General features: G+C 56.2%; 17 protein-coding genes, 4 tRNA genes and 1 other RNA gene. 3 read left to right on the forward strand and 19 right to left on the reverse strand.

Translation table 11 applies throughout. The features are described from left to right. Positions 1-2: 2 nt before the first annotated feature. Positions 3-1,199 (forward strand): protoheme IX biogenesis protein HemY, encoded by a 1,197-nt coding sequence (gene hemY / locus ACLIBF_RS19995; protein ID WP_031375047.1) that lies wholly within the window; start codon positions 3-5, stop codon positions 1,197-1,199. A gap of 570 nt (positions 1,200-1,769) precedes the next feature. Here hemY and ACLIBF_RS20000 read toward each other — a convergent pair. From ACLIBF_RS20000 to trxA, 19 genes are all read right to left on the reverse strand, one after another. Beyond that, positions 1,770-1,885: non-coding RNA, RtT sRNA (locus ACLIBF_RS20000), on the reverse strand. A 32-nt stretch (positions 1,886-1,917) separates the two neighbouring features. Continuing rightward, positions 1,918-1,994: transfer RNA gene (locus ACLIBF_RS20005), tRNA-Pro, on the reverse strand. Positions 1,995-2,014: 20 nt separating this feature from the next. Continuing rightward, positions 2,015-2,101 (reverse strand) — tRNA-Leu (locus ACLIBF_RS20010). Positions 2,102-2,117: 16 nt separating this feature from the next. Further along, positions 2,118-2,193 (reverse strand) — tRNA-His (locus ACLIBF_RS20015). Between the two features lie 102 nt (positions 2,194-2,295). Beyond that, a tRNA-Arg gene (locus ACLIBF_RS20020) sits at positions 2,296-2,372 on the reverse strand. 158 nt (positions 2,373-2,530) lie between these two features. After that, a complete protein-coding gene (gene wecG / locus ACLIBF_RS20025; protein ID WP_031375048.1) occupies positions 2,531-3,271 on the reverse strand; it encodes a lipopolysaccharide N-acetylmannosaminouronosyltransferase in 741 nt (246 codons plus the stop codon). A 25-nt stretch (positions 3,272-3,296) separates the two neighbouring features. After that, complete coding sequence (gene wzyE / locus ACLIBF_RS20030) at positions 3,297-4,640, reverse strand: ECA oligosaccharide polymerase (protein WP_279810504.1); 1,344 nt, start codon at positions 4,638-4,640, stop codon at positions 3,297-3,299. Beyond that, positions 4,637-5,704, reverse strand: a complete 1,068-nt coding sequence (locus ACLIBF_RS20035) for a TDP-N-acetylfucosamine:lipid II N-acetylfucosaminyltransferase (protein ID WP_279810503.1) — start codon at positions 5,702-5,704, stop codon at positions 4,637-4,639. Before ACLIBF_RS20035 ends, wzyE begins: the two co-directional genes overlap by 4 nt. Beyond that, positions 5,701-6,951, reverse strand: coding sequence for a lipid III flippase WzxE (gene wzxE / locus ACLIBF_RS20040; protein WP_279810502.1), 1,251 nt, complete (start codon positions 6,949-6,951; stop codon positions 5,701-5,703). Before wzxE ends, ACLIBF_RS20035 begins: the two co-directional genes overlap by 4 nt. Beyond that, complete coding sequence (gene rffA / locus ACLIBF_RS20045; RefSeq protein ID WP_031375052.1) at positions 6,951-8,081, reverse strand: dTDP-4-amino-4,6-dideoxygalactose transaminase; 1,131 nt, start codon at positions 8,079-8,081, stop codon at positions 6,951-6,953. The genes wzxE and rffA overlap by 1 nt, the downstream gene beginning before the upstream one ends. Beyond that, the gene (gene rffC / locus ACLIBF_RS20050; protein WP_069728609.1) at positions 8,068-8,775 is read right to left on the reverse strand and encodes a dTDP-4-amino-4,6-dideoxy-D-galactose acyltransferase; all 708 of its coding nucleotides are present in this window, start codon (positions 8,773-8,775) and stop codon (positions 8,068-8,070) included. The genes rffA and rffC overlap by 14 nt, the downstream gene beginning before the upstream one ends. Next, positions 8,753-9,634, reverse strand: coding sequence for a glucose-1-phosphate thymidylyltransferase RfbA (gene rfbA / locus ACLIBF_RS20055; protein WP_031375054.1), 882 nt, complete (start codon positions 9,632-9,634; stop codon positions 8,753-8,755). Before rfbA ends, rffC begins: the two co-directional genes overlap by 23 nt. Positions 9,635-9,652: 18 nt before the next feature. Next, a complete protein-coding gene (rffG, locus tag ACLIBF_RS20060; protein ID WP_089561596.1) occupies positions 9,653-10,723 on the reverse strand; it encodes a dTDP-glucose 4,6-dehydratase in 1,071 nt (356 codons plus the stop codon). Beyond that, positions 10,720-11,979, reverse strand: coding sequence for a UDP-N-acetyl-D-mannosamine dehydrogenase (gene wecC / locus ACLIBF_RS20065; RefSeq protein WP_089561597.1), 1,260 nt, complete (start codon positions 11,977-11,979; stop codon positions 10,720-10,722). Before wecC ends, rffG begins: the two co-directional genes overlap by 4 nt. Then, positions 11,976-13,106, reverse strand: a complete 1,131-nt coding sequence (wecB, locus tag ACLIBF_RS20070) for a non-hydrolyzing UDP-N-acetylglucosamine 2-epimerase (RefSeq protein ID WP_031375057.1) — start codon at positions 13,104-13,106, stop codon at positions 11,976-11,978. The genes wecC and wecB overlap by 4 nt, the downstream gene beginning before the upstream one ends. 10 nt (positions 13,107-13,116) lie before the next feature. Next, positions 13,117-14,166, reverse strand: a complete 1,050-nt coding sequence (gene wzzE, locus ACLIBF_RS20075; protein ID WP_031375058.1) for an ECA polysaccharide chain length modulation protein — start codon at positions 14,164-14,166, stop codon at positions 13,117-13,119. Positions 14,167-14,190: 24 nt separating this feature from the next. Beyond that, positions 14,191-15,279 (reverse strand): UDP-N-acetylglucosamine--undecaprenyl-phosphate N-acetylglucosaminephosphotransferase, encoded by a 1,089-nt coding sequence (gene wecA / locus ACLIBF_RS20080; protein WP_031375059.1) that lies wholly within the window; start codon positions 15,277-15,279, stop codon positions 14,191-14,193. Between the two features lie 280 nt (positions 15,280-15,559). Then, entirely contained in the window at positions 15,560-16,819 is a 1,260-nt protein-coding gene (gene rho, locus ACLIBF_RS20085) for a transcription termination factor Rho (protein ID WP_031375060.1), read from the reverse strand. Positions 16,820-17,170: 351 nt separating this feature from the next. Continuing rightward, positions 17,171-17,503, reverse strand: coding sequence for a thioredoxin TrxA (gene trxA / locus ACLIBF_RS20090; RefSeq protein ID WP_003851963.1), 333 nt, complete (start codon positions 17,501-17,503; stop codon positions 17,171-17,173). 117 nt (positions 17,504-17,620) lie between these two features. On the opposite strand from trxA, the gene rhlB reads away from it, so the two are divergent. Beyond that, complete coding sequence (gene rhlB / locus ACLIBF_RS20095; protein WP_031375061.1) at positions 17,621-18,913, forward strand: ATP-dependent RNA helicase RhlB; 1,293 nt, start codon at positions 17,621-17,623, stop codon at positions 18,911-18,913. Between the two features lie 7 nt (positions 18,914-18,920). Continuing rightward, entirely contained in the window at positions 18,921-20,405 is a 1,485-nt protein-coding gene (gene gppA, locus ACLIBF_RS20100) for a guanosine-5'-triphosphate,3'-diphosphate diphosphatase (protein WP_031375062.1), read from the forward strand. Positions 20,406-20,465: the final 60 nt, after the last annotated feature.

Raw genomic sequence — 20,465 nt, forward strand, 5'->3', positions numbered from 1 at the left:
GCATGCTTAAGGTATTTATCCTCTTTATCCTGCTGATTGCTGGCGTGGTGCTGGGACCGATGATCGCGGGTCATCAGGGCTACGTGCTGATTCAGACCGATAACTGGAATATCGAGACCAGCGTGACCGGGCTGGTGATTATCCTGATCATCAGCCTGCTGGTGATTCTGGCCGTGGAATGGCTGCTGCGTCGCGTGCTGCATACCGGTGCCCGTACCCGCGGCTGGTTTACCGGTCGTAAACGTCGTCGCGCCCAGCGTCATACCCAGTCCGCGCTGATGAAGCTGGCGGAAGGCGACCATCGTCAGGTTGAAAAACTGCTGTCTAAAGATGCCGATCATGCCGATGTGCCGGTCGCCAACTACCTGCTGGCGGCGGAAGCAGCCCAACAGCGTGGCGATGAAGTCCGCGCCAATCAGCATCTGGAGCGGGCGGCTGAACTGTCAGACAGCAACACCATCCCGGTGGAAATTGCCCGTGCGCGTATTCAGCTGGCGCGTAATGAAGATCACGCCGCGCGTCACAGCATCGATCGTTTACTGGAAGTTGCGCCGCGCCATCCTGAAGTGCTGCGCCTGGCCGAGCAGGCTTATATCCGTACCGGCGCCTGGAGCGCCCTGCTGGATATTCTGCCAGCGATGCAGAAAGCACAGGTTGGCGATGACGATCACCGCGCTGCCCTGCAGCAACAGGCCTGGCTGGGCCTGATGAGTCAGGCGATGGCCGATCAGGGTAGCGACGGACTGAAGCGCTGGTGGGGCAATCTGAGCCGCAAAACCCGTCAGGAAACCACGCTGCAGGTCGCGATGGCTGACCACCTGATTGAGTGTGACGATCACGATACCGCGCAGTCAATCGTCCTGGAGGGGCTGAAACGCCACTATGACGATCGGCTGGTGCTGCTGATGCCACGCATCAAGAGCGGGAATCCGGAAGCGCTGGAGAAAGCGTTACGCCAGCAGATTAAACAGCATGGTGCTACGCCGCTGCTGCACAGTACGCTGGGTCAGCTGTTGATGCGTCATGGTGAATGGCAACAGGCGGCCGAAGCGCTGCAGCAGGCGCTGGCACAGCGTCCTGATGCGTTCGACTATGCCTGGCTGGCGGATGTATACGATCGCCTGCGTCGCCCGGAAGAAGCGGCAAAGATGCGTCGTGAAGGCTTATTGCTGACGCTGAAGAACAATCCCGGCGCCTGATTGGCCGGAGAGAAAGATAAAAGCCGGGCTTGCCCGGCTTTTTTGTGCCCGACATTTACCGCCAGCCGGCAGTAAACCGCAGATAAAAAAACACCTGCCATAGGCAGGTGCAAGATCAGGTCGGTAAGACAACCGGGAGGTACCTGACTCAACGTGGTGTCTGTTAACCCTGTAAGACTTTCGCGATACAGGCAGGCAGACAACAGGTACCTAAAAATTGGCTCTGCATCATTCCCAGGTTTATGTTGCATCAGCAAACATAAGAGGTGGAATGAGCATCTACAGGTTTATTATTGCATAATTCATGCCAGCTTAGATTTTATTTTCAAAGCCTTTTTAAATCAGCTATTTAATAAAAATACGGAATAAGGTGACGTAAACAGCCTGCCGCGAGTGTCGGTATTCAGCGACACCGGTCCGCTTCGCTGTCTCTCTCTGGAGACAGCCACGAGAAACTGTCGGACATCCTTATAAAATCAACAGGTTAACTGTCGCAGAATAGCGACGCGGCCGGTCTTTCGCTAACCGACAGACGAAAAAAAACCTGTCTTTTCAGACAGGTTTCTAAAATGGTCGGCGAGAGAGGATTACCTGGCTCTGCGAGCCGTTGCTGAAGCAACGTTGTCTCGCTGCGCTCGGCTCAAACCTCCTGCGGAGGTTCTCATCCTCTTTTGCTACAGACGAAAAAAAACCTGTCTTTTCAGACAGGTTTCTAAAATGGTCGGCGAGAGAGGATTCGAACCTCCGACCCACTGGTCCCAAACCAGTTGCGCTACCAAGCTGCGCTACTCGCCGATTTTTTTAACTGTTTTGCCTGGTGCGAAGAGAGGGACTTGAACCCTCACGTCCGTTAAGACACTAACACCTGAAGCTAGCGCGTCTACCAATTCCGCCACCTTCGCGTATCCCAGCAAAATCTGGGGTGGCTAATGGGACTCGAACCCACGACAACTGGAATCACAATCCAGGGCTCTACCAACTGAGCTATAGCCACCACTGTACCGAATGTTACAAGTTTAAAACCTGCAGCATCTAAATCTTTACTGCCAACTAACGCGGTAAATCAAACCACCGAAGCTCATGCGCACAAACGATATGGCGCGCCCGACAGGATTCGAACCTGAGACCTCTGCCTCCGGAGGGCAGCGCTCTATCCAGCTGAGCTACGGGCGCGTAGCGCCGTTGCGGATGTGCATACTAGAGATAAGCGCCCATCGTGTCTAGTGCTTTTTCAATAAAAAAACGCGTTTGATTACGCTTTGTGCATTTCGTCGACAAATAGTGCACTTCTCCCCACCTTCCGGGTAAAAATGCGGCATTAATCAGCAATATCAGAGATCGCCACGCCAGTGGTAGCGCAAATATTTCAGCAGTTTTAATTGCCTGCGCCAGCGGCCTGGCTGCCTGATCAACCGATAAAGCCATTCCAGTCCGAGTCGCTGCCAGATTTTAGGTGCGCGCTTCACATGACCGGTGAAAACATCATAGGTGCCACCGACACCCATATAGAGCGCATCAGGCCAGTGGGCGCGGCACGCCAGCATTAACAGCTCCTGGCGAGGTGAACCCAGTGCAACCGTCACCAGCTTCGCACCGCTGGCGGCCACGCGGGCAAACAGCGCATCTTGATCGGCTGGCGCAAAATAACCATCCTGCGCCCCGACAATGTTTACATTCCACTGACGACGCAGCTTGTCGCAGGTTTCATCCAGCACCGCCTGACGCCCACCGATCAGGAACACCGGGGTGCCCTCACGTCCGGCCCGCTCCATCAGGGCTTCCCATAAGTCTGCGCCAGCAATGCGCTGTACCGACGCCTGCGGGTATTTTTTACGGATTGAACGGACGATACTGATGCCGTCCGGATAGGCGAACTCGGCCTGCGTTAACAGGTTACGTAATCCCTCATCCCGTTCGGCAGTCAGAATCTTTTCTGCATTGATGGCGACTAAGATGCCGCTCCGCACGCCCTGCGGCGGCATTAAAAAATCCACCGCCGACGGCATGCTGTCGAAGCCATACAGCGCGACGCCGCGAATCCGGTACTGCGGCGAGTCAGGTAACTTTGTCATATCTTCCGTCAATCCCAGAGGTTAATCAGGAGGGGCTATGCAGCACCCGCTCGCTGCGGTCGCGAATTAAACCGGCGCGATCCAATAACCAAAATAGTAATTTAGCCACGCCCAGACAGGCGGCAAAAATAATAGCGAAAAACACCACGCGTGAGCCAAACGCATCCAGACCTTCACGCGCCAGCACGATCATGTTGAACACCGCGCCAAAACAGAAACTTTGCAGAATAGCCCCGCTGTAGCGATTGGTTTCCTGGCAGCCTCGCGCATAGAGTGCATCGAAGACTTTGATAATCATCCCCACCGCCACCGCACCGATCGGGATTGCCCAGACGCCGCCCATCACCACCAGCGAACCGATCAGCGTTGGCGAGATCGCCAGTCCCGAATGGTTATTCAGCACTTCCCAGGTGAAGTAGTTAGCGCTGTTCAGCACCGCCAGCGGACGATCCGGCCACAACCAGCTGGGAATAAACACATAAAAGTCACGCCAGAGCGGCGCCAGTCCCTGAAATTCAATGCGGGCATAGTTATCCAGCAGTAACGCCAGGTTCTCCCACGGCGAGAAGGTATCACGCGTCAGGTAGAGAAAGGTATAAAAGGCTTCATCGCCCATCACGTCGAGGTTATAACGGCGCAGCGCCAGCCAGAACATGCCGGCAATCGCCATGACGCCCGCAGTTGCCAGCATCCACAGCGTAATCCAGCCGCGGGTAATGCCGATAAACAGAAACAGGGCAAACGCGATAATGATATTGGCACGGGTACCGCCGACCAGCGCGTAGGTCAGCAGACCAAAAGCGACGGTTACTACCAGAAACAGCAGCCAGTTGCGTCGTGTCGGGCGCAAAAAATAGGGGATCAACATCGCCGGAATAAAGAAATAGAAGAAGCGCTTAAGCGCCACGCCAGAGACTTCACTGGAGAAAATCTGGTTATAGGCGGTCAGACGGAACAGCAGAAAACCGTTGTGGATGAAAAACACCGTCACGGTGCCCAGCGCCACCAGCGCCAGGATCACGCAGGTCAGGTGGGTTTCGACCCGGTTCATCTGCAGCCAGGGTTTGGCCAGCGAGGCGTTCGCGGGCCGCAGTCGGACCTTATAGCTGACGTAATAGATGGCATAAAATCCGGTGGCCGACAGCAGCGCCTGCAGCAGAGACGCTACCGGCACCACTTCAACGTTAAAACGGAACACCAGCACGCTGGTCAGCGGAAAGCCGAAGTAAAAAGTCAGTAAGAACAGCAGTGTGAAGAACAGATGGAAGTTAAAACGCACGCGCTTAAACTCCCGCCAGGTCAGGGTCAGAATAAAACCCAGCGACAGCAGGTAGACCGCCAGCAGACCGCTAAACTGCACAAGGCTCATGGCAACTCCCCTTCGCTGAGGCGTAATGCTGAATGCCATCCGGCCAGATAGCCGGGCGCGAAAAAGGCGATCTCCTGTTTGTCGCAACCCGCCAGCTGACGACGCGCCTCGGTAATCACTGCAGGCGAGAGCGCATCTTCGCTAAACAGCACCGGTAACTGCTGCTCCGCCACATCACGCCAGAACGGGTTTTTACGGCTCAGGACAAAAGGTACGTTGGCCTGGATTAACAGACACAAGGTCCCGATCCCTTGCTGACGTTCAAACATAAAATAGCCGACGTGGCAGCGCGCCAGCAGCGCTAAATAGTCATCAAACGCCATTTGTTCACTAATCAGGTTCACCTGCCCCTGCGGATACAGCGCCTCAGCCGCGGCCCGCACCTGACTGATATAGGCCTGATTATTCGGCGGATATCCCAGCGGCACCTCGATACGCACCTGGTCGCCAAACTGCGCGCGGATCGCCTTGAGTCCGTCGATATGCCGGTTACTCGGATCGCCTGAATTTCCCAGCAGCAGGGTAAACCTCGAATCGGGCGCAGAGTGGACCGCGGTGTCCGGCATGCGGGTCGGGAAATAGAGTAACGAACCGGGTACCCGGCGATGGCGTTGCTGGTAATGATGCAGATCGCCGCGGGTGGCAAAAACGTGCGCTACCCGCCCCTGCGCCATCCGGCGTAGAAAATAGAACAGGCGAAACTTCAGGCTGCGAGAATCTTCATACAGGTCAGCGCCCCACACGTGCCAGAACAGCTGGGAACGATGCAGCTTGCCGCTGAGTAACGCCAGCCAGAGCCAGGGATTGAACTGGCCGTGGCAGAAAAAGCGTTGCTGACGCTGCCTGGCGCGCTGCAATACCGCCTGCGCCAGCGCTTTTTTACTGGCAAAGCACTCAATCTGTAAGGCGCTGAACGGCGAAAAGCTCTCAGGCTGTTGCGTCACCACCATAAAATGGCGTGGCGTGGCCGTGGGCTGTTCAACGCTCAGTATGTCGTTGAAGAAACGCAGCACCGTGAGGTTGTGGTGGGGAATATCCGATCCCAAAACGTGAATTAAAGTCATTTTTTCCGGCAATAAACCATAAAAGCGCCACAACACAGGGCAAAGTAAGCCATATAGGTAAACATGTAGGCCTGCGCCGCACCCGTCGCGCCCTGTAACGGGATTAGCCAGCGTGAGAACAGCGTCAGCAATACAAACTGGCTGATCTCAGTCAGAACATAAAAGCGCAGCGAGGCCTTGGCGATCACCAGATATCCGAAAACATAGGCTCCCACTTTAAAAACATCACCGCACAGTTGCCAGACAAACAGATCGCGCATGCCACGGAACGCGTCGGAAAACAGCAGGCTGATGGCAACATCCCGCAGCATCCAGACCGCGAAACTGGCCACCGCTACCGCTGGCAGCACAAAGCGCAGAGCCCGGCCAATTTCCTGGGCAATATCGCGTTTGTTATCCAGTCGCGCCAGCGTCGGCAGCAGCCAGACGCTGAAGGTGGCGGTGATAAATTGCAGATAGGCATCGGAGATGCTGGTCACGCCCTGCCACAGTCCGACCTGCGCCCAGCCCTGCTGCTGCGCCAGCAGGTTACGCATCATTACCCAAGCTACCGGCAGCGTCACGGTGGTAATCAACGCCATCAGGGTATATTTAGCCAGATTACGCGCCAGCTCGGGCTGCCATTGCGGACGCAGCCAGCTGAGCGGCAAGGGTACGCGGCGTTTCAGCAACACCACTGCCGGCACCAGCAACAGTGCCGGCACCAGCGCCAGACCGATCAGTGCGCCCTGATAACCACCAAACCACCAGCACAACAGATAACCGGCGACGCCAATCAGGCTGCCGAGAATCAGCGCCAGCGCATTGCCGCGCGCATCACGATACCCTTTCAGCAGCGCCAGACTAAAGTTCGCCCAGGCGATACCGAGCTGAAGAAACGCCACCACGCGGATCACGTTCTGATAGCGATCGTGACCAAACAGCGCGCTGCTGATCGGGCCTGCCGCCAGCAGGAACAGCAGCGCCAGCACGCCGGAAAAGCCCAGCACCAGGGTTGAGGCGGTACCGACCAGCGCCCGTAACCGTTCGGGCTGCTGCTGATACTGCGCCACATAGCTGGTCACGCCGTTGAAAATTCCGGCCCCCGCCAGCACGCCCAGCACGGTAATCAGCTGACGAAAGTTACCCGCCTGACCGACGCCCTCCGGCCCGAAGCTGACCGCCAGCAGTTTGACCACCAGCAGTCCGGCAACGATTTTTACCAGCGTGGACGATGCGGTCCATACTGAAGCTCTGGCCAGTGACATCAGGAAAAGAAGCTCAGCAGCGAGCTGATAACCGTGCTCTGGTTGTTATCCGACAGGTTATAGAACAATGGCAGGCGCAGCAGGCGTTCACTCTCAACGGTGGTGAAGCGGTCGTCGCCGAAAAACTGCGAGAAACGCTGGCCAGCCGGCGAACTGTGTAGCGGAATGTAGTGGAATACCGTCAGTATCTCGGCTTCTTTCATCCAGTTAATCAACGCCTGACGGTCGTCCTGATCGCGCAGTTTGATGTAAAACATATGCGCGTTGTGCTCACAGTTAGCGGGGATCGCCGGCAGCGCGATTCGCCCCTGCTCCGCCAGCGGCTGTAACGCATCATGATAACGCTGCCAGATGCGCAACCGCTGCTGGTTGATGCGTTCAGCCGCTTCCAGCTGCGCCCAGAGATAGGCTGCCTGCAAATCGGCCATCAGGTAGCTTGATCCCATATCGCGCCAGGTATATTTATCCACCTGACCGCGGAAAAACTGGCTGCGGTTAGTGCCTTTTTCGCGAATGATTTCGGCGCGTTCAACCAGGCTGGCATCGTTAATTAACGTCGCCCCGCCTTCACCACCAGCGGTGTAGTTCTTGGTTTCATGGAAGCTGAAACAACCGATGTGACCTATAGTGCCCAGCGCACGGCCTTTGTAGCGTGACATCACGCCCTGCGCCGCATCTTCAATGACAAACAGCTTATGCTTCGCCGCCAGCGCCATTATGGTGTCCATTTCACAGGCGACGCCGGCGTAGTGCACCGGCACGATAGCGCGGGTTCTTTCGGTGATGGCGGCTTCAATCAGCGTCTCGTCGATATTCATGGTGTCGGGACGCACATCGACAAACACGATGCGGGCGCCGCGCAGCACAAAGGCGTTGGCGGTAGAGACGAAGGTGTAGCTCGGCATGATCACTTCATCGCCCGGCTGCAGATCGATCAACAGCGCGGCCATCTCCAGCGACGCGGTGCAGGAGGGGGTCAGCAGCACTTTTTTACTGCCAAAGCGCTGCTCCATCCACTGCTGGCAGCGACGGGTAAAACCGCCGTCTCCGCACAGCTTGCCGCTGTTCATCGCCGACTGCATGTACTCAATTTCGGTGCCCACAACCGGGGGTGCATTAAATGGAATCATGACCTTTCCTGTAGAACCAGTAGGCGGTGCTGTCGATGCGGGCACCGCTGCGTAAATAGAGGCGCATCGCCGTGAGATTGCTGAGCTGAGTGGCGACCCGAAGCTGCGCCAGTCGCCGCACCCGCGCCCAGTCCGCTGCCGCCAGCATCAGCCGTTGGCCCAGTCCCTGGCCCTGCGCGTCAGGCAGCACCGCCAGCAAACCAATACGAGCGTCGCCGTCCACTTCACGCAACGAGACGAAGCCCTGTAGCTGGCCTGCCGCATCCGCAGCCACTAGGCATTGATGATCAAAGGTGCCACGCACCGCGTTTTCAATCCACTGGGCGTAGAAACGCCCGCTGGCATCGGGCGCATACCACGGCGCACGAAAGCGACTCTGACTGAACAGCTGTGAGGCCGCCTCGCGCAGGGCCGGAATTTGCGCCTCGCGTGCAATGCGAATGCCGACCTGTCGTTCGGTCTGGTTAATCGGCAGCGTCAGATCCGCTTCGCCTTCCACCAGCTGGAACCGGTGCTGCTGCAGCGTATCAATCAGCGCGGTCTGGCTGGCGGGCACTTTGACCTGCAGCAGCGCGCAGGGATGTTGCAGCGCTGCATCCAGGGCGGTGTCACCGTTAAGATCCAGCCGCACGGTCTCAACACCGAAGAACTGACTCTCCCAGCGAAGGGGATTAATATTGACGTGGACGGGCATGTAACAGATCCAGCAGATATTGGCCGTAGCCGGTTTTGGTCAGCGCTTCGCCTGCCGCACGTAGCTGGTCATCACTCAGCCAGCTGTTACGCCAGGCGATCTCTTCCAGACAGGCAATCTTGAAGCCCTGACGTTTTTCAACCGTCTGCACAAACATGCTCGCTTCCACCAGGCTGTCATGGGTACCGGTATCCAGCCATGCGAATCCGCGTCCCAGCAGTTCGACAGTCAGCTCACCGCGCTCAAGATACATCTGATTAATGGCGGTGATTTCCAGTTCACCGCGTGGCGAAGGCTTAACCTGTCTGGCGAAGTCGACCACCTGATTATCATAGAAATAGAGGCCGGTTACCGCCCAGCGAGACTTCGGCTGCTTTGGCTTCTCTTCAATAGAAATCGCTTTAAAGTCATCATCAAACTCCACCACACCGAAGCGTTCGGGATCCATCACCTGATAACCGAACACGGTCGCGCCACGGTTCTGCTCTACCACTTTTCGTAGCTTCGGACTGAATCCCTGGCCGAAGTAGAGATTGTCGCCCAGAACCAGGCAGCAATTATCGTCGCCAATAAAAGATTCACCGATGATAAACGCCTGCGCCAGACCGTCCGGACGGGGCTGAACCGCATAACTGAGCCGCAGACCAAATTCCGCTCCGTCGCCCAGCAGACGCTCAAATTGCGCCCGATCTTCCGGCGTGGTAATCAGCAGAATATCGCGGATACCCGCCAGCATCAGAACTGACAGCGGGTAGTAGATCATTGGTTTGTCATAGACCGGCAGCAGTTGTTTAGAAACTGCACGGGTGATGGGATGTAACCGTGTTCCCGATCCTCCGGCTAAAATGATGCCTTTCATCGCTGCTCCTTTCGCTGATTATTGCGATAAGCCGAGGCGCTCACCACGGTAGCGCCCGTCGAGAATGGCCTGCCACCAGTCGGGATTCGCCAGATACCAGGCAACCGTTTTACGCATGCCGCTTTCAAACGTTTCCTGCGGCAGCCAGCCCAGTTCTCGCGCGATTTTGCTGGCATCAATGGCGTACCGCTGGTCATGGCCGGGACGGTCGGTTACGTAGGTGATCAGGTCACGATAATGGGCCAGCCCCTGCGGTTTTTGATCTGCAGCCAGCTCTTCCAGCAGGCTGCATACGGTTTCCACCACCTCAATATTGCGCCGCTCATTATGGCCGCCAATATTGTACGTCTCGCCAGGCTTGCCATGACTGACAACCTGGTACAGCGCGCGGGCATGATCTTCGACATAGAGCCAGTCACGGATCTGTTGTCCGTTGCCGTACACCGGCAACGCTTTGCCCGCCAGGGCGTTGATGATGGTCAGTGGGATCAGTTTTTCCGGGAAGTGGCACGGACCGTAATTGTTTGAACAGTTGGTGACCAGCGTAGGTAAACCGTAGGTTCGCAGCCAGGCCCGGACTAAATGGTCGCTGCTGGCTTTACTGGCAGAGTAAGGGCTGCTCGGCGCGTAAGGGGTAGTTTCGGTAAAGTATTCCTGACTGCTATGCAGATCGCCGAACACCTCATCGGTGGAGATGTGGTGAAAGATAAAGGCGGCTTTGCGCGCGACATCCAGCGCCTGCCAGTAAAAACGCGCCGCTTCCAGCAGCTGGTAAGTCCCGACAATGTTGGTTTCGATAAAGGCCATCGGTCCGTCAATAGAGCGATCTACATGACTTTCCGCAGCAAGATGCATCACGCAGTCGGGTTGATGACGGGCGAAAATCTGATCGAGCGCCGGCCGGTCGCAAATATCAGCCTGCTCAAAGATAAAGCGTGGCGAATCGGCGACGCTGCTCAGCGAAGCAAGATTGCCGGCATAGCTGAGTTTGTCGACCACCACCACCTGGTGGTCCGTTTCGGCAATCAGAAAACGAACCAGCGCCGATCCGATAAAGCCAGCACCGCCAGTGATCAGAAAACGTTTCATCGCCAGACGCCTTTGGTATCGACCACCCACTGCTGGCGCACCCCGGCGGCATCCACTGCGCGGAAGGCGCGATGATCCACCAGCATCACCAGGATATCGGCCTGCGCCAGCGCCTGCTCACTGGAGACCAGCGTGGCTTTATCCCTGAGGGCCGCAGGAATCTGGTCGATGTGCGGTTCAACCACCCAGGTGCTGCCGCTGTGCCAGTCAGCAATCAGTCGGGCGACACCCATCGCCGGGCTTTCGCGCAGATCATCAATGTCCGGCTTGAAGGCCAGTCCAAAGCAGGCAATGGTCAACTCAGTAGCACGCTTACCGGTCTGCGTCAGGCTGTCCGCTACTGCCGTTTTGACCTGATCCAGTACCCATTGCGGCTTAGCGTCATTAACCTCACGCGCCGTGCGGATCAGGCGCGCCAGCTCAGGATTCTGCGCCACGATGAACCACGGATCGACAGCGATGCAGTGACCGCCGACGCCCGGTCCGGGCTGCAGGATGTTGACGCGCGGATGGCGATTCGCCAGCGCAATCAGTTCCCAGACGTTAATCCCCTGATCGGCGCAAATCAGCGACAGCTCATTCGCAAAGGCGATATTAACGTCACGGAAGCTGTTTTCGGTCAGCTTACACATCTCAGCGGTGCGGGCGTTGGTTTCCACGCATTCACCTTTTAAAAACAGCCGATAGAGTTCACTGGCGCGGGCCGAGCAGGCTGGCGTCATGCCGCCAATTACCCGATCGTTATTAATCAGTTCCACCATCACCTTGCCTGGCAGCACCCGCTCCGGACAGTAGGCGATATAAATATCGGGCGTTTCACCGTGCTGCGGGAAACGCAAATCGGGACGCGCTGCGGCCAGCCAGTCAGCCATCTGCTCGGTGGTGCCAACCGGCGAGGTTGATTCAAGAATCACTAAATCGCCCGGCTTCAGCACCGGTGCGATCGACTCCGCTGCAGCCTGCACGAAGCGCAGATCGGGCTGATGCTCTGCCTGAAAAGGCGTCGGCACGGCGATAAGAAACGCATCGGCGGCTTCCGGCTGGGTTGTCGCCCGCAGATCGCCGCGCGTGACGGCGGCATGCACCACCTGGTCTAAATCGGGTTCCACGATATGAATCGCACCGCGATTGATGGTTTCAACCGCCCGGGCGTTGATATCCACACCCACTACTTTTTTTCCCTTTGAGGCAAAAACGGCTGCCGTTGGCAGCCCAATGTATCCCAGTCCAATCACGGAAATGGTTTCAAAACTCATAAGTCGGCTCGGTTATCTTTTAAGGCTTGCAAAATACGGCCACAGGCTTTGCCATCGCCATACGGGTTATGGGCATGGCTCATCGCCTGCCAGGCATTGTCATCCGTCAGCAAGGTGCTGACCTCCGCGACGATTCTGTCGATATCCGTCCCTACCAGTTTAACCGTACCCGCATCGACCGCTTCGGGCCGTTCTGTGGTATCGCGCATTACCAGCACCGGTTTGCCCAGCGACGGCGCTTCCTCCTGAATGCCACCCGAATCGGTGAGAATCAGCCAGGCACGGTTCATCAGCCAGACAAAAGGCAGATACTCCTGGGGCTCGATCAGAATGATATTTTCAACGCCGCTGAGTATGCGGTTAACCGGCTCGCTGACGTTGGGATTAAGGTGCACCGGATAGACGATTTGCGCCTCCGGATGCTGACGCGCAATCTGCGCCAGCGCGCTACAGATCCGCTCGAAACCGTCACCGAAGCTTTCACGCCGATGGCCGGTCACCAGCACCAGTTTCTTGCTGGCGTCGAGAAACGGATAGCGCGCCGCCAGCTGGGCATTCAGATTGCAGTCATCCAGCACCCGATCGCGCACCCACAGCAGCGCATCAATCACCGTATTGCCGGTCACCACGATGCGCGCATCCGGCAGATTTTCCTGCAACAGGTTCTGGCGCGAGCGCGAGGTGGGGGTGAAATGGAGACGGGCGAGATGACCGGTGAGTTTGCGGTTCCCCTCTTCCGGCCACGGTGACGCGAGATCACCGGTGCGCAGTCCGGCTTCAACATGGCCGACCGGGATTTGCTGATAAAACGCCGCCAGGCTGGCCGCTAAGGTGGTGGTGGTGTCGCCATGAACCAGCACGATGTCTGGTCTGAAGTCGAGCAACACGGTTTTCATGCCCTCTAAAATGCGGCAGGTGATCTCGGTCAGCCCCTGCTCAGGACGCATAATATTAAGGTCATAGTCCGGCTGCAGCTGAAACAGGCGCAGCACCTGATCGAGCATTTCACGATGCTGTGCCGTGACGCACAGACGCGATTCAAACGCCGGATCCTGCGCCAGGGCCTGCACCAGGGGCGCCATCTTAATCGCTTCGGGACGGGTACCAAATACTGTCAGAACTTTCACACTGTTTCTCTCAATGACGCTGGTCTGACATCAGACGCGGACGACGTGCCAGCGCCACACCAGCCCCAACCAATGCCCCTACGGCACCCCACATAATCATCATGAACAGGCGGCGTGGACTATCACGCGACACCGGTTCTTCGGGGGTACGCAGGTAGCGGTAAGTCTGGAATTTACTGTTCAGCGTCGGGCCGGCGACCAGCGTGGTCAGCATGGCTCTGTTCTGATCATAGCTTATATCGAAGTTCGGGCCGGTAGCGCGCAGGGTCTCGAGCTGCCCTTGTAAAACTGGCTTGCCCAGCAGAAACAGGTCGCTGTCCGCCAGGTTTTCACCAGCTTCGCGCGCCTGCTTTTCATTAATACCCTGCTGGCTGGCAATCTTCAGTGCCTGCTCCAGCCGGTGTTGCTGACGCTGAAACACCGCGTTGGCCACATCTTCCTGCCGCTTAACCTGCGCCTGAAGCTGTGCCGTGCGCGCCTGCCAGGCCCCTTTGAATTCTTCGTTCAGATGACGGGCTGCACGCTCGCTGGCATAGGCAATGTACTGACGCAGCAGATTATTCGCATCGCCGGCGGTTTCCGCTTTAAGCCGCACGTTATCCGGCAGGTTGTGCGCCGCATCAGCAGGCGTAAACAGAATATTGCTGATCATATCGTCAAGCAGCGCAGCGTCGTTGTGCGCATTACCGGTTTTTCGGCTTTTGTAATAATCAGTTTGTTGCCAGAACTCGCGGCGTGTATCCCATGAGGCAAGCTGCATGGTGAATTCCTGATAGACCTCATCCATCACCGTGGGTGACGGAGCGGCCAGGGTCAGGGCATTGTTGCGCACATCCAGATTGGCGAGGAACTGCTGCTGCGCATAGTAAGATCCGAGCATGTTCACCGTCGGGCGATCGGTGACCGCCGTGGTGCTCCAGACCTGTTTCATCAGCAGCGTCGCCAGCCAGGCGACCAGCGCAAACAGCAACGCCAGCCCGACAATCCAGCGCTTGCCACGCCATAAACGGCAACATAAGCCGCGAATATCCAGTTCGTTGTCCACAATGTCAGCAGGCATGGCAGCGTTATCCTTTATCAGCGCTTAGCGGGGTAAGTTTTTTTTGGCGTCGCGGTAATGGCTCAGACGGCGTTTGATCCGCCGGACACGTCGCGCCACGCGCCACGCATGCTTCAGGCAGTAGCCGTAAACCATAAAGGCCACCAGGAACAGCAGCAGCATCACCCATTCGGGGATGAACGCCAGGTATTCGCCTAAAACGCCGATACCGGCGAGGATCGCGGCAGCAACGGTAATCAGGACAAAGGCCTGACGCGAGCTAAAACCGGCGCGCATGATCAGATGATGGATATGCTGGCGGTCGGCAGAGAACGGGCTCATGCCTTTGCGCAGACGGCGATACATAATCGCCACCATGTCCATTAATGGAATGGCAATCAGCCACAGCGCGGTCACCGGCGTAATCGGATGGCTCAGGCCCTGCGTGGTTTCCAGCAGAATCCAGATGATGGTGAAGCCGATCATCGTGCTGCCCGCATCGCCCATAAAGACTTTGAAGCGACGTCCGAGGAAGCCGAGGTTAAGCAGAATGTAGGGCAGCGTGGCGGCGATCATCGCAAAGCACCACATGGCGAGGCTGGTCTGGCCATCAAAGTAGAGGATGATGCCCATCGCCGCGAAGGTCACTGAGGAGAGTCCGCCCAGCAGGCCGTCAATCCCGTCGACCATATTAAAGGCGTTAATCGCCGCCCAGACGGCAAACAGCGTCAGCACGTAGCCAAACGGCCCGACGATCAGTTCAAACGGACCGACAATAAAGCCGAGGCTGAGCAGATAAAGTTTGGCACCGACCATCATCACAACGGCGACGAGCGCCTGTACCACGGCACGGATTTTCACGCTGATATCGAAACGATCGTCCAGCGCGCCAACCAGCACCAGTACCCCGGCACACCCCAGATAGAGCAGCGCATGCGGCAGATAATAATTGGTTATTGCGAAGGTGAAGCAGATACCTGCGAACACAGAAATGCCGCCCACCAACGGAATCGCGCCATGATGGCGTTTACGTGAGTTAGGCTTATCAACTAAACCAATTTTTTTAGCTGCTTTTCGAGCAAAAAAGAGGAAAGCCAGGGAAAAGAGAAAAATTAAACCAAGCTCAGTACTCATAGTGAGTAAATTCACGTTAAACGCTCTCAGCTAACATCCCGGGCAACAATACGCGAAAAAGTGCGTTTATCGCTGCGTCGGATTCCGAATTCTGCATAAAGAGATGCACGAACGGTCATTAATTCGTCACCACTACCACAGTCATTATAAATGCTCCTGTCAGTGTTCAATCCTATAGCTCACAAATGAAAAACGCCACGTTGAGACGTGGCGTAAGGTCGATTTTCTGCGCATTTAAGCTAAAAAAGCCGAATCTGTGGTTCGGCTTTACAGTATCGGATTAGGAACGCTTCATCATATCGAAGAATTCGTCGTTGGTTTTGGTCATCGCCAACTTGTTGATGAGGAACTCCATCGCGTCGATCTCGCCCATTGGGTGAATAATCTTACGCAGGATCCACATCTTCTGCAGCTCTTCCTGAGAAGTGAGCAGCTCTTCTTTACGGGTACCAGAACGATTGTAATCAATCGCCGGGAAGACGCGTTTTTCTGCGATTTTACGTGAGAGATGCAGTTCCATGTTACCGGTACCTTTAAACTCTTCGTAAATCACCTCATCCATCTTCGAACCGGTGTCTACCAGCGCGGTCGCGATGATGGTCAGGCTGCCGCCCTCTTCCACGTTACGTGCCGCACCGAAGAAACGCTTCGGACGGTGCAGGGCGTTGGCATCAACACCACCGGTCAGGACTTTACCTGATGCCGGAACCACGGTGTTGTAAGCACGCGCCAGACGGGTGATGGAGTCGAGCAGGATGATCACGTCTTTTTTGTGTTCAACCAGACGCTTGGCCTTTTCGATCACCATTTCAGCGACCTGAACGTGGCGCGAAGCGGGCTCATCGAAGGTAGAAGCGATAACTTCACCTTTGACCAGACGTTGCATCTCGGTGACTTCTTCCGGACGTTCGTCGATCAGCAGCACCATCAGGGTGCAATCCGGGTAGTTATACGCCAGGCTCTGCGCAATGTTCTGCAGCAGCATGGTTTTACCGGCTTTCGGCGGTGCTACGATCAGACCACGCTGACCACGACCGATCGGTGAAGCCAGATCCAGTACGCGCGCCGTCAAATCTTCCGTTGAGCCATTACCCCGCTCCATACGCAGACGTTTATTCGCGTGCAGCGGCGTGAGGTTTTCGAACAGAATCTTATTACGCGCGTTTTCCGGCTTGTCGTAGTTAACTTCATTAACTTTCAGCAGCGCAAAATAACGTTCACCCTCTTTCGGGGGACGAATTTTGCCAGAGATGGTGTCACCTGTGCGGAGGTTGAAGCGGCGGATTTGGCTAGGGGAAACGTAGATATCATCAGGACCGGCGAGGTAGGAGCTGTCTCCGGAACGGAGGAATCCAAATCCATCCTGCAGTATCTCCAGCACGCCATCACCGAAGATGTCTTCGCCGCTTTTCGCGTGCTGCTTCAGGATGGAGAAGATGATGTCCTGCTTGCGCATGCGAGCCTGATTTTCCAGCCCCATATTTTCGCCGAGAGTAATCAGCTCAGCAACCGGCGTATTCTTTAATTCGGTAAGATTCATAGTGATGGGTTCTTAAACTCGGGGTAATACTCGAAATGTTTGTCGTGAATGGTATGGCAATTAATCCATGCCGTTAATGGCTCTTTTCGACTCTTCTCGACGATCATCGTCTGGGTTGGCGACCTGGAAGCGAGGAGACGGTCGATTGCGATGCCAGAGTTGGAGCTAACCGTCAGATTGCTAAACCGTTCTATCTTTATAAGGTACAGTGCGACAGGGTTTAACAAGGGAAAACTTTAGATGCTAACTACAAGGTAAGTTCGTAATGCAGTATTGGTAACTTAGCACGCCTAAAAGCGAACGTCCAGCAGCAGGAGATAAATTCACCACTGCCGAACGTTCAGCCCTGAATTACGCCAGGTTGGCGTTCAGGAACTCTTTCAGCTGGCCTTTAGACAGCGCGCCCACTTTGGTCGCGGCGACTTCACCATTTTTAAACAGCAGCAGCGTCGGGATACCACGAATGCCGTATTTCGGTGCCGTGCCTGGGTTATCATCAATATTCAGCTTAGCGATGGTCAGTTTGCCATCATACTCTTCTGCAACTTCATCAAGGATTGGGGCGATCATTTTGCAAGGACCACACCATTCAGCCCAGAAATCTACCAGTGTAACGCCGTCGGCCTTCAGCACGTCGGTGTCGAAACTGTCATCAGTCAGATGAACGATTTTATCGCTGCTCATGTTTTACTCCACAAGATTATGCCTGGCGAATTGGCGTAATATAAACCAATGTAGGTTGACTTTATTTCATCGGATACGCTTTCGTAAAGCGATAGTAAGCTGATATTCTACCACACTATGAGCAAAACACACTTAACTGAACAGAAGTTTTCCGACTTCGCCCTGCACCCAAAAGTGGTTGAAGCCCTTGATAGTAAAGGCTTTCAATACTGCACGCCGATTCAGGCGTTAGCTCTGCCCTTTACGCTTTCCGGGCGTGATGTTGCAGGCCAGGCGCAAACCGGTACCGGCAAAACGATGGCGTTTCTGACGTCAACGTTTCATCATCTTCTCTCTCATCCTGCGGCTGAAGGTCGTCAGGTTAACCAGCCGCGGGCATTAATTCTCGCGCCAACGCGTGAACTTGCGGTGCAAATTCATGCCGATGCAGAACCGCTTACCGCCTCAACGGGCCTGAAGCTGGGTCTCGCTTACGGCGGTGATGGCTACGATAAACAGCTGAAAGTGCTGGAGCAAGGCGTCGACATTCTGGTCGGGACGACCGGCCGTCTGATTGATTACGCGAAGCAAAACCACGTTAACCTCGGTGCCATTCAGGTGATGGTGCTGGACGAAGCCGACCGCATGTTCGATCTCGGCTTTATTAAAGACATTCGCTGGTTGTTCCGCCGGATGCCTGCGGCAACCCAGCGACTCAGCATGCTGTTCTCCGCCACCCTCTCTTATCGGGTGCGTGAACTGGCGTTTGAGCACATGAACAGTGCTGAATATGTCGAAGTGGAACCGGAACAGAAAACCGGCCACCGCATTCAGGAAGAGCTTTTCTATCCGTCTAACGAAGAGAAAATGCGCCTGCTGCAAACCCTGCTGGAAGAAGAATGGCCGGATCGTGCCATTGTGTTCGCCAACACCAAGCACCGTTGCGAAGATATCTGGGGCCATCTGGCTGCGGATGGTCACCGTGTCGGCCTGCTGACCGGCGATGTCGCTCAGAAGAAGCGCCTGCGCATTCTTGACGACTTCACCAAAGGGGATGTGGATATTCTGGTTGCGACTGACGTTGCCGCCCGTGGTCTGCATATTCCTGCCGTTACCCACGTGTTTAACTACGATCTGCCGGACGATTGCGAAGATTACGTTCACCGTATCGGTCGTACGGGTCGCGCAGGTGCCAGCGGACATTCTATCAGCCTGGCCTGTGAAGAGTACGCACTGAACCTGCCTGCGATTGAAGAGTACATTGGTCACAGCATTCCGGTCAGCAAGTACAACAGTGATGCATTACTGACCGATCTGCCGCCGCCTAAACGCCTGGCGCGTAGCCGCACCGGTAACGGTCCGCGTCGCGGAGGAAATAACGCCAATCGTCGCGGTGCACCACGCAACAACAACCGTAAACGTTCGGGTTAAGCTCACCATGCTAAGCGCATCGTCACTTTATGCTGCGATTGATTTAGGTTCTAACAGCTTTCATATGTTGGTGGTGCGCGAGGTGTCTGGCAGTATTCAGACCATCGCGAAAATTAAGCGCAAGGTACGCCTTGCGGCCGGTCTGGATAAAAGCAACCATTTGTCAGCTGAGGCGATGTCGCGCGGCTGGCAATGCCTCAAACTGTTCTCTGAACAACTGCAGGACATCCCTCTCGATCAGATCCGCGTGGTGGCGACCGCCACGCTGCGTCTGGCAGCGAATGCGCAGGAATTTCTCGATACGGCGCAACAGATTCTCGGCTGTACCATCAACGTGATCAGCGGTGAAGAAGAGGCGCGCCTGATTTATCAGGGCGTGGCGCACACCACCGGCGGTTCCGATCAGCGTCTGGTGGTCGATATCGGCGGCGGCAGCACTGAACTGGCGACCGGTGATGGCTCGCACGCCACGGTGTTGTTCAGCCTGTCGATGGGCTGCGTCACCTGGCTGGAACGCTTTTTCAGCGATCGGCATCTGGCGAAGGAAAACTTTGACCAGGCTGAACAGGCGGCACGTGAAATGATTCACCCGATTGCCGCGCAACTGCGTCAACAGGGCTGGCAAGCCTGCGTCGGCGCCTCGGGCACGGTACAGGCGCTGCAGGAGATCATGGTGGCGCAGGGCATGGATGAGCGCATCACCCTGAATAAACTGCAGCAGCTGAAGCAACGTGCCATTCAGTGCGGCAAGCTGGAAGAGCTGGAAATTGAAGGGCTGACGCTGGAACGGGCGCTGGTGTTTCCCAGCGGCCTGTCGATTCTGATCGCCATCTTCCAGGAACTGAGTATTGATAGCATGACGCTGGCGGGCGGCGCGCTGCGTGAAGGACTGGTTTACGGCATGCTGCATCTGCCAATCGATCGCGATATCCGCACCCGCACGCTACAGAACGTGCAGCGTCGTTTTAGCATTGATGTTGAGCAAGCCGATCGGGTCCGTCAGTTGGCAGAAAGTTTTTTCCGTCAGGTCTGTACGCTGTGGAAACTGGATCAGCGCTGTCGTGAGCTGCTGCTCAGCGCCTGCGCTATTCATGAAATTGGCCTGAGCGTCGACTTCCGTCATGCGCCGCAGCACGCGGCTTACCTGGTTCGTCACCTCGATCTGCCCGGCTTTACTCCGGCGCAGAAAAAGTTGCTGGCCTGTCTGCTGCAAAACCAGAGCGGCAGCATCGACCTGGCGCTGCTGACGCAGCAAAATGCCTTACCGCCGCGGCTGGCGGAACGGATGTGTCGTCTGCTGCGTCTGGCAATCATCTTCTCCAGTCGCCGTCGCGACGATACCCTGCCCGCAGTCCGGCTGCAGGCCGACGATGATGCGCTGCATCTGACCTTGCCGGCCGGCTGGCTGGAGGCGCATCCGCTGCGCACCGAGCTGCTGGAGCAGGAGAGCCATTATCAGTCCTATGTGCACTGGTTATTGACCCTGTCATAATCGACGGGCGTGAAGTCAGCGTGAGGCGAACCGCCGTCGTCTCAGCGCTGTACCCTCGAG

The organism is Pantoea sp. PGP6, assembly GCF_053474785.1.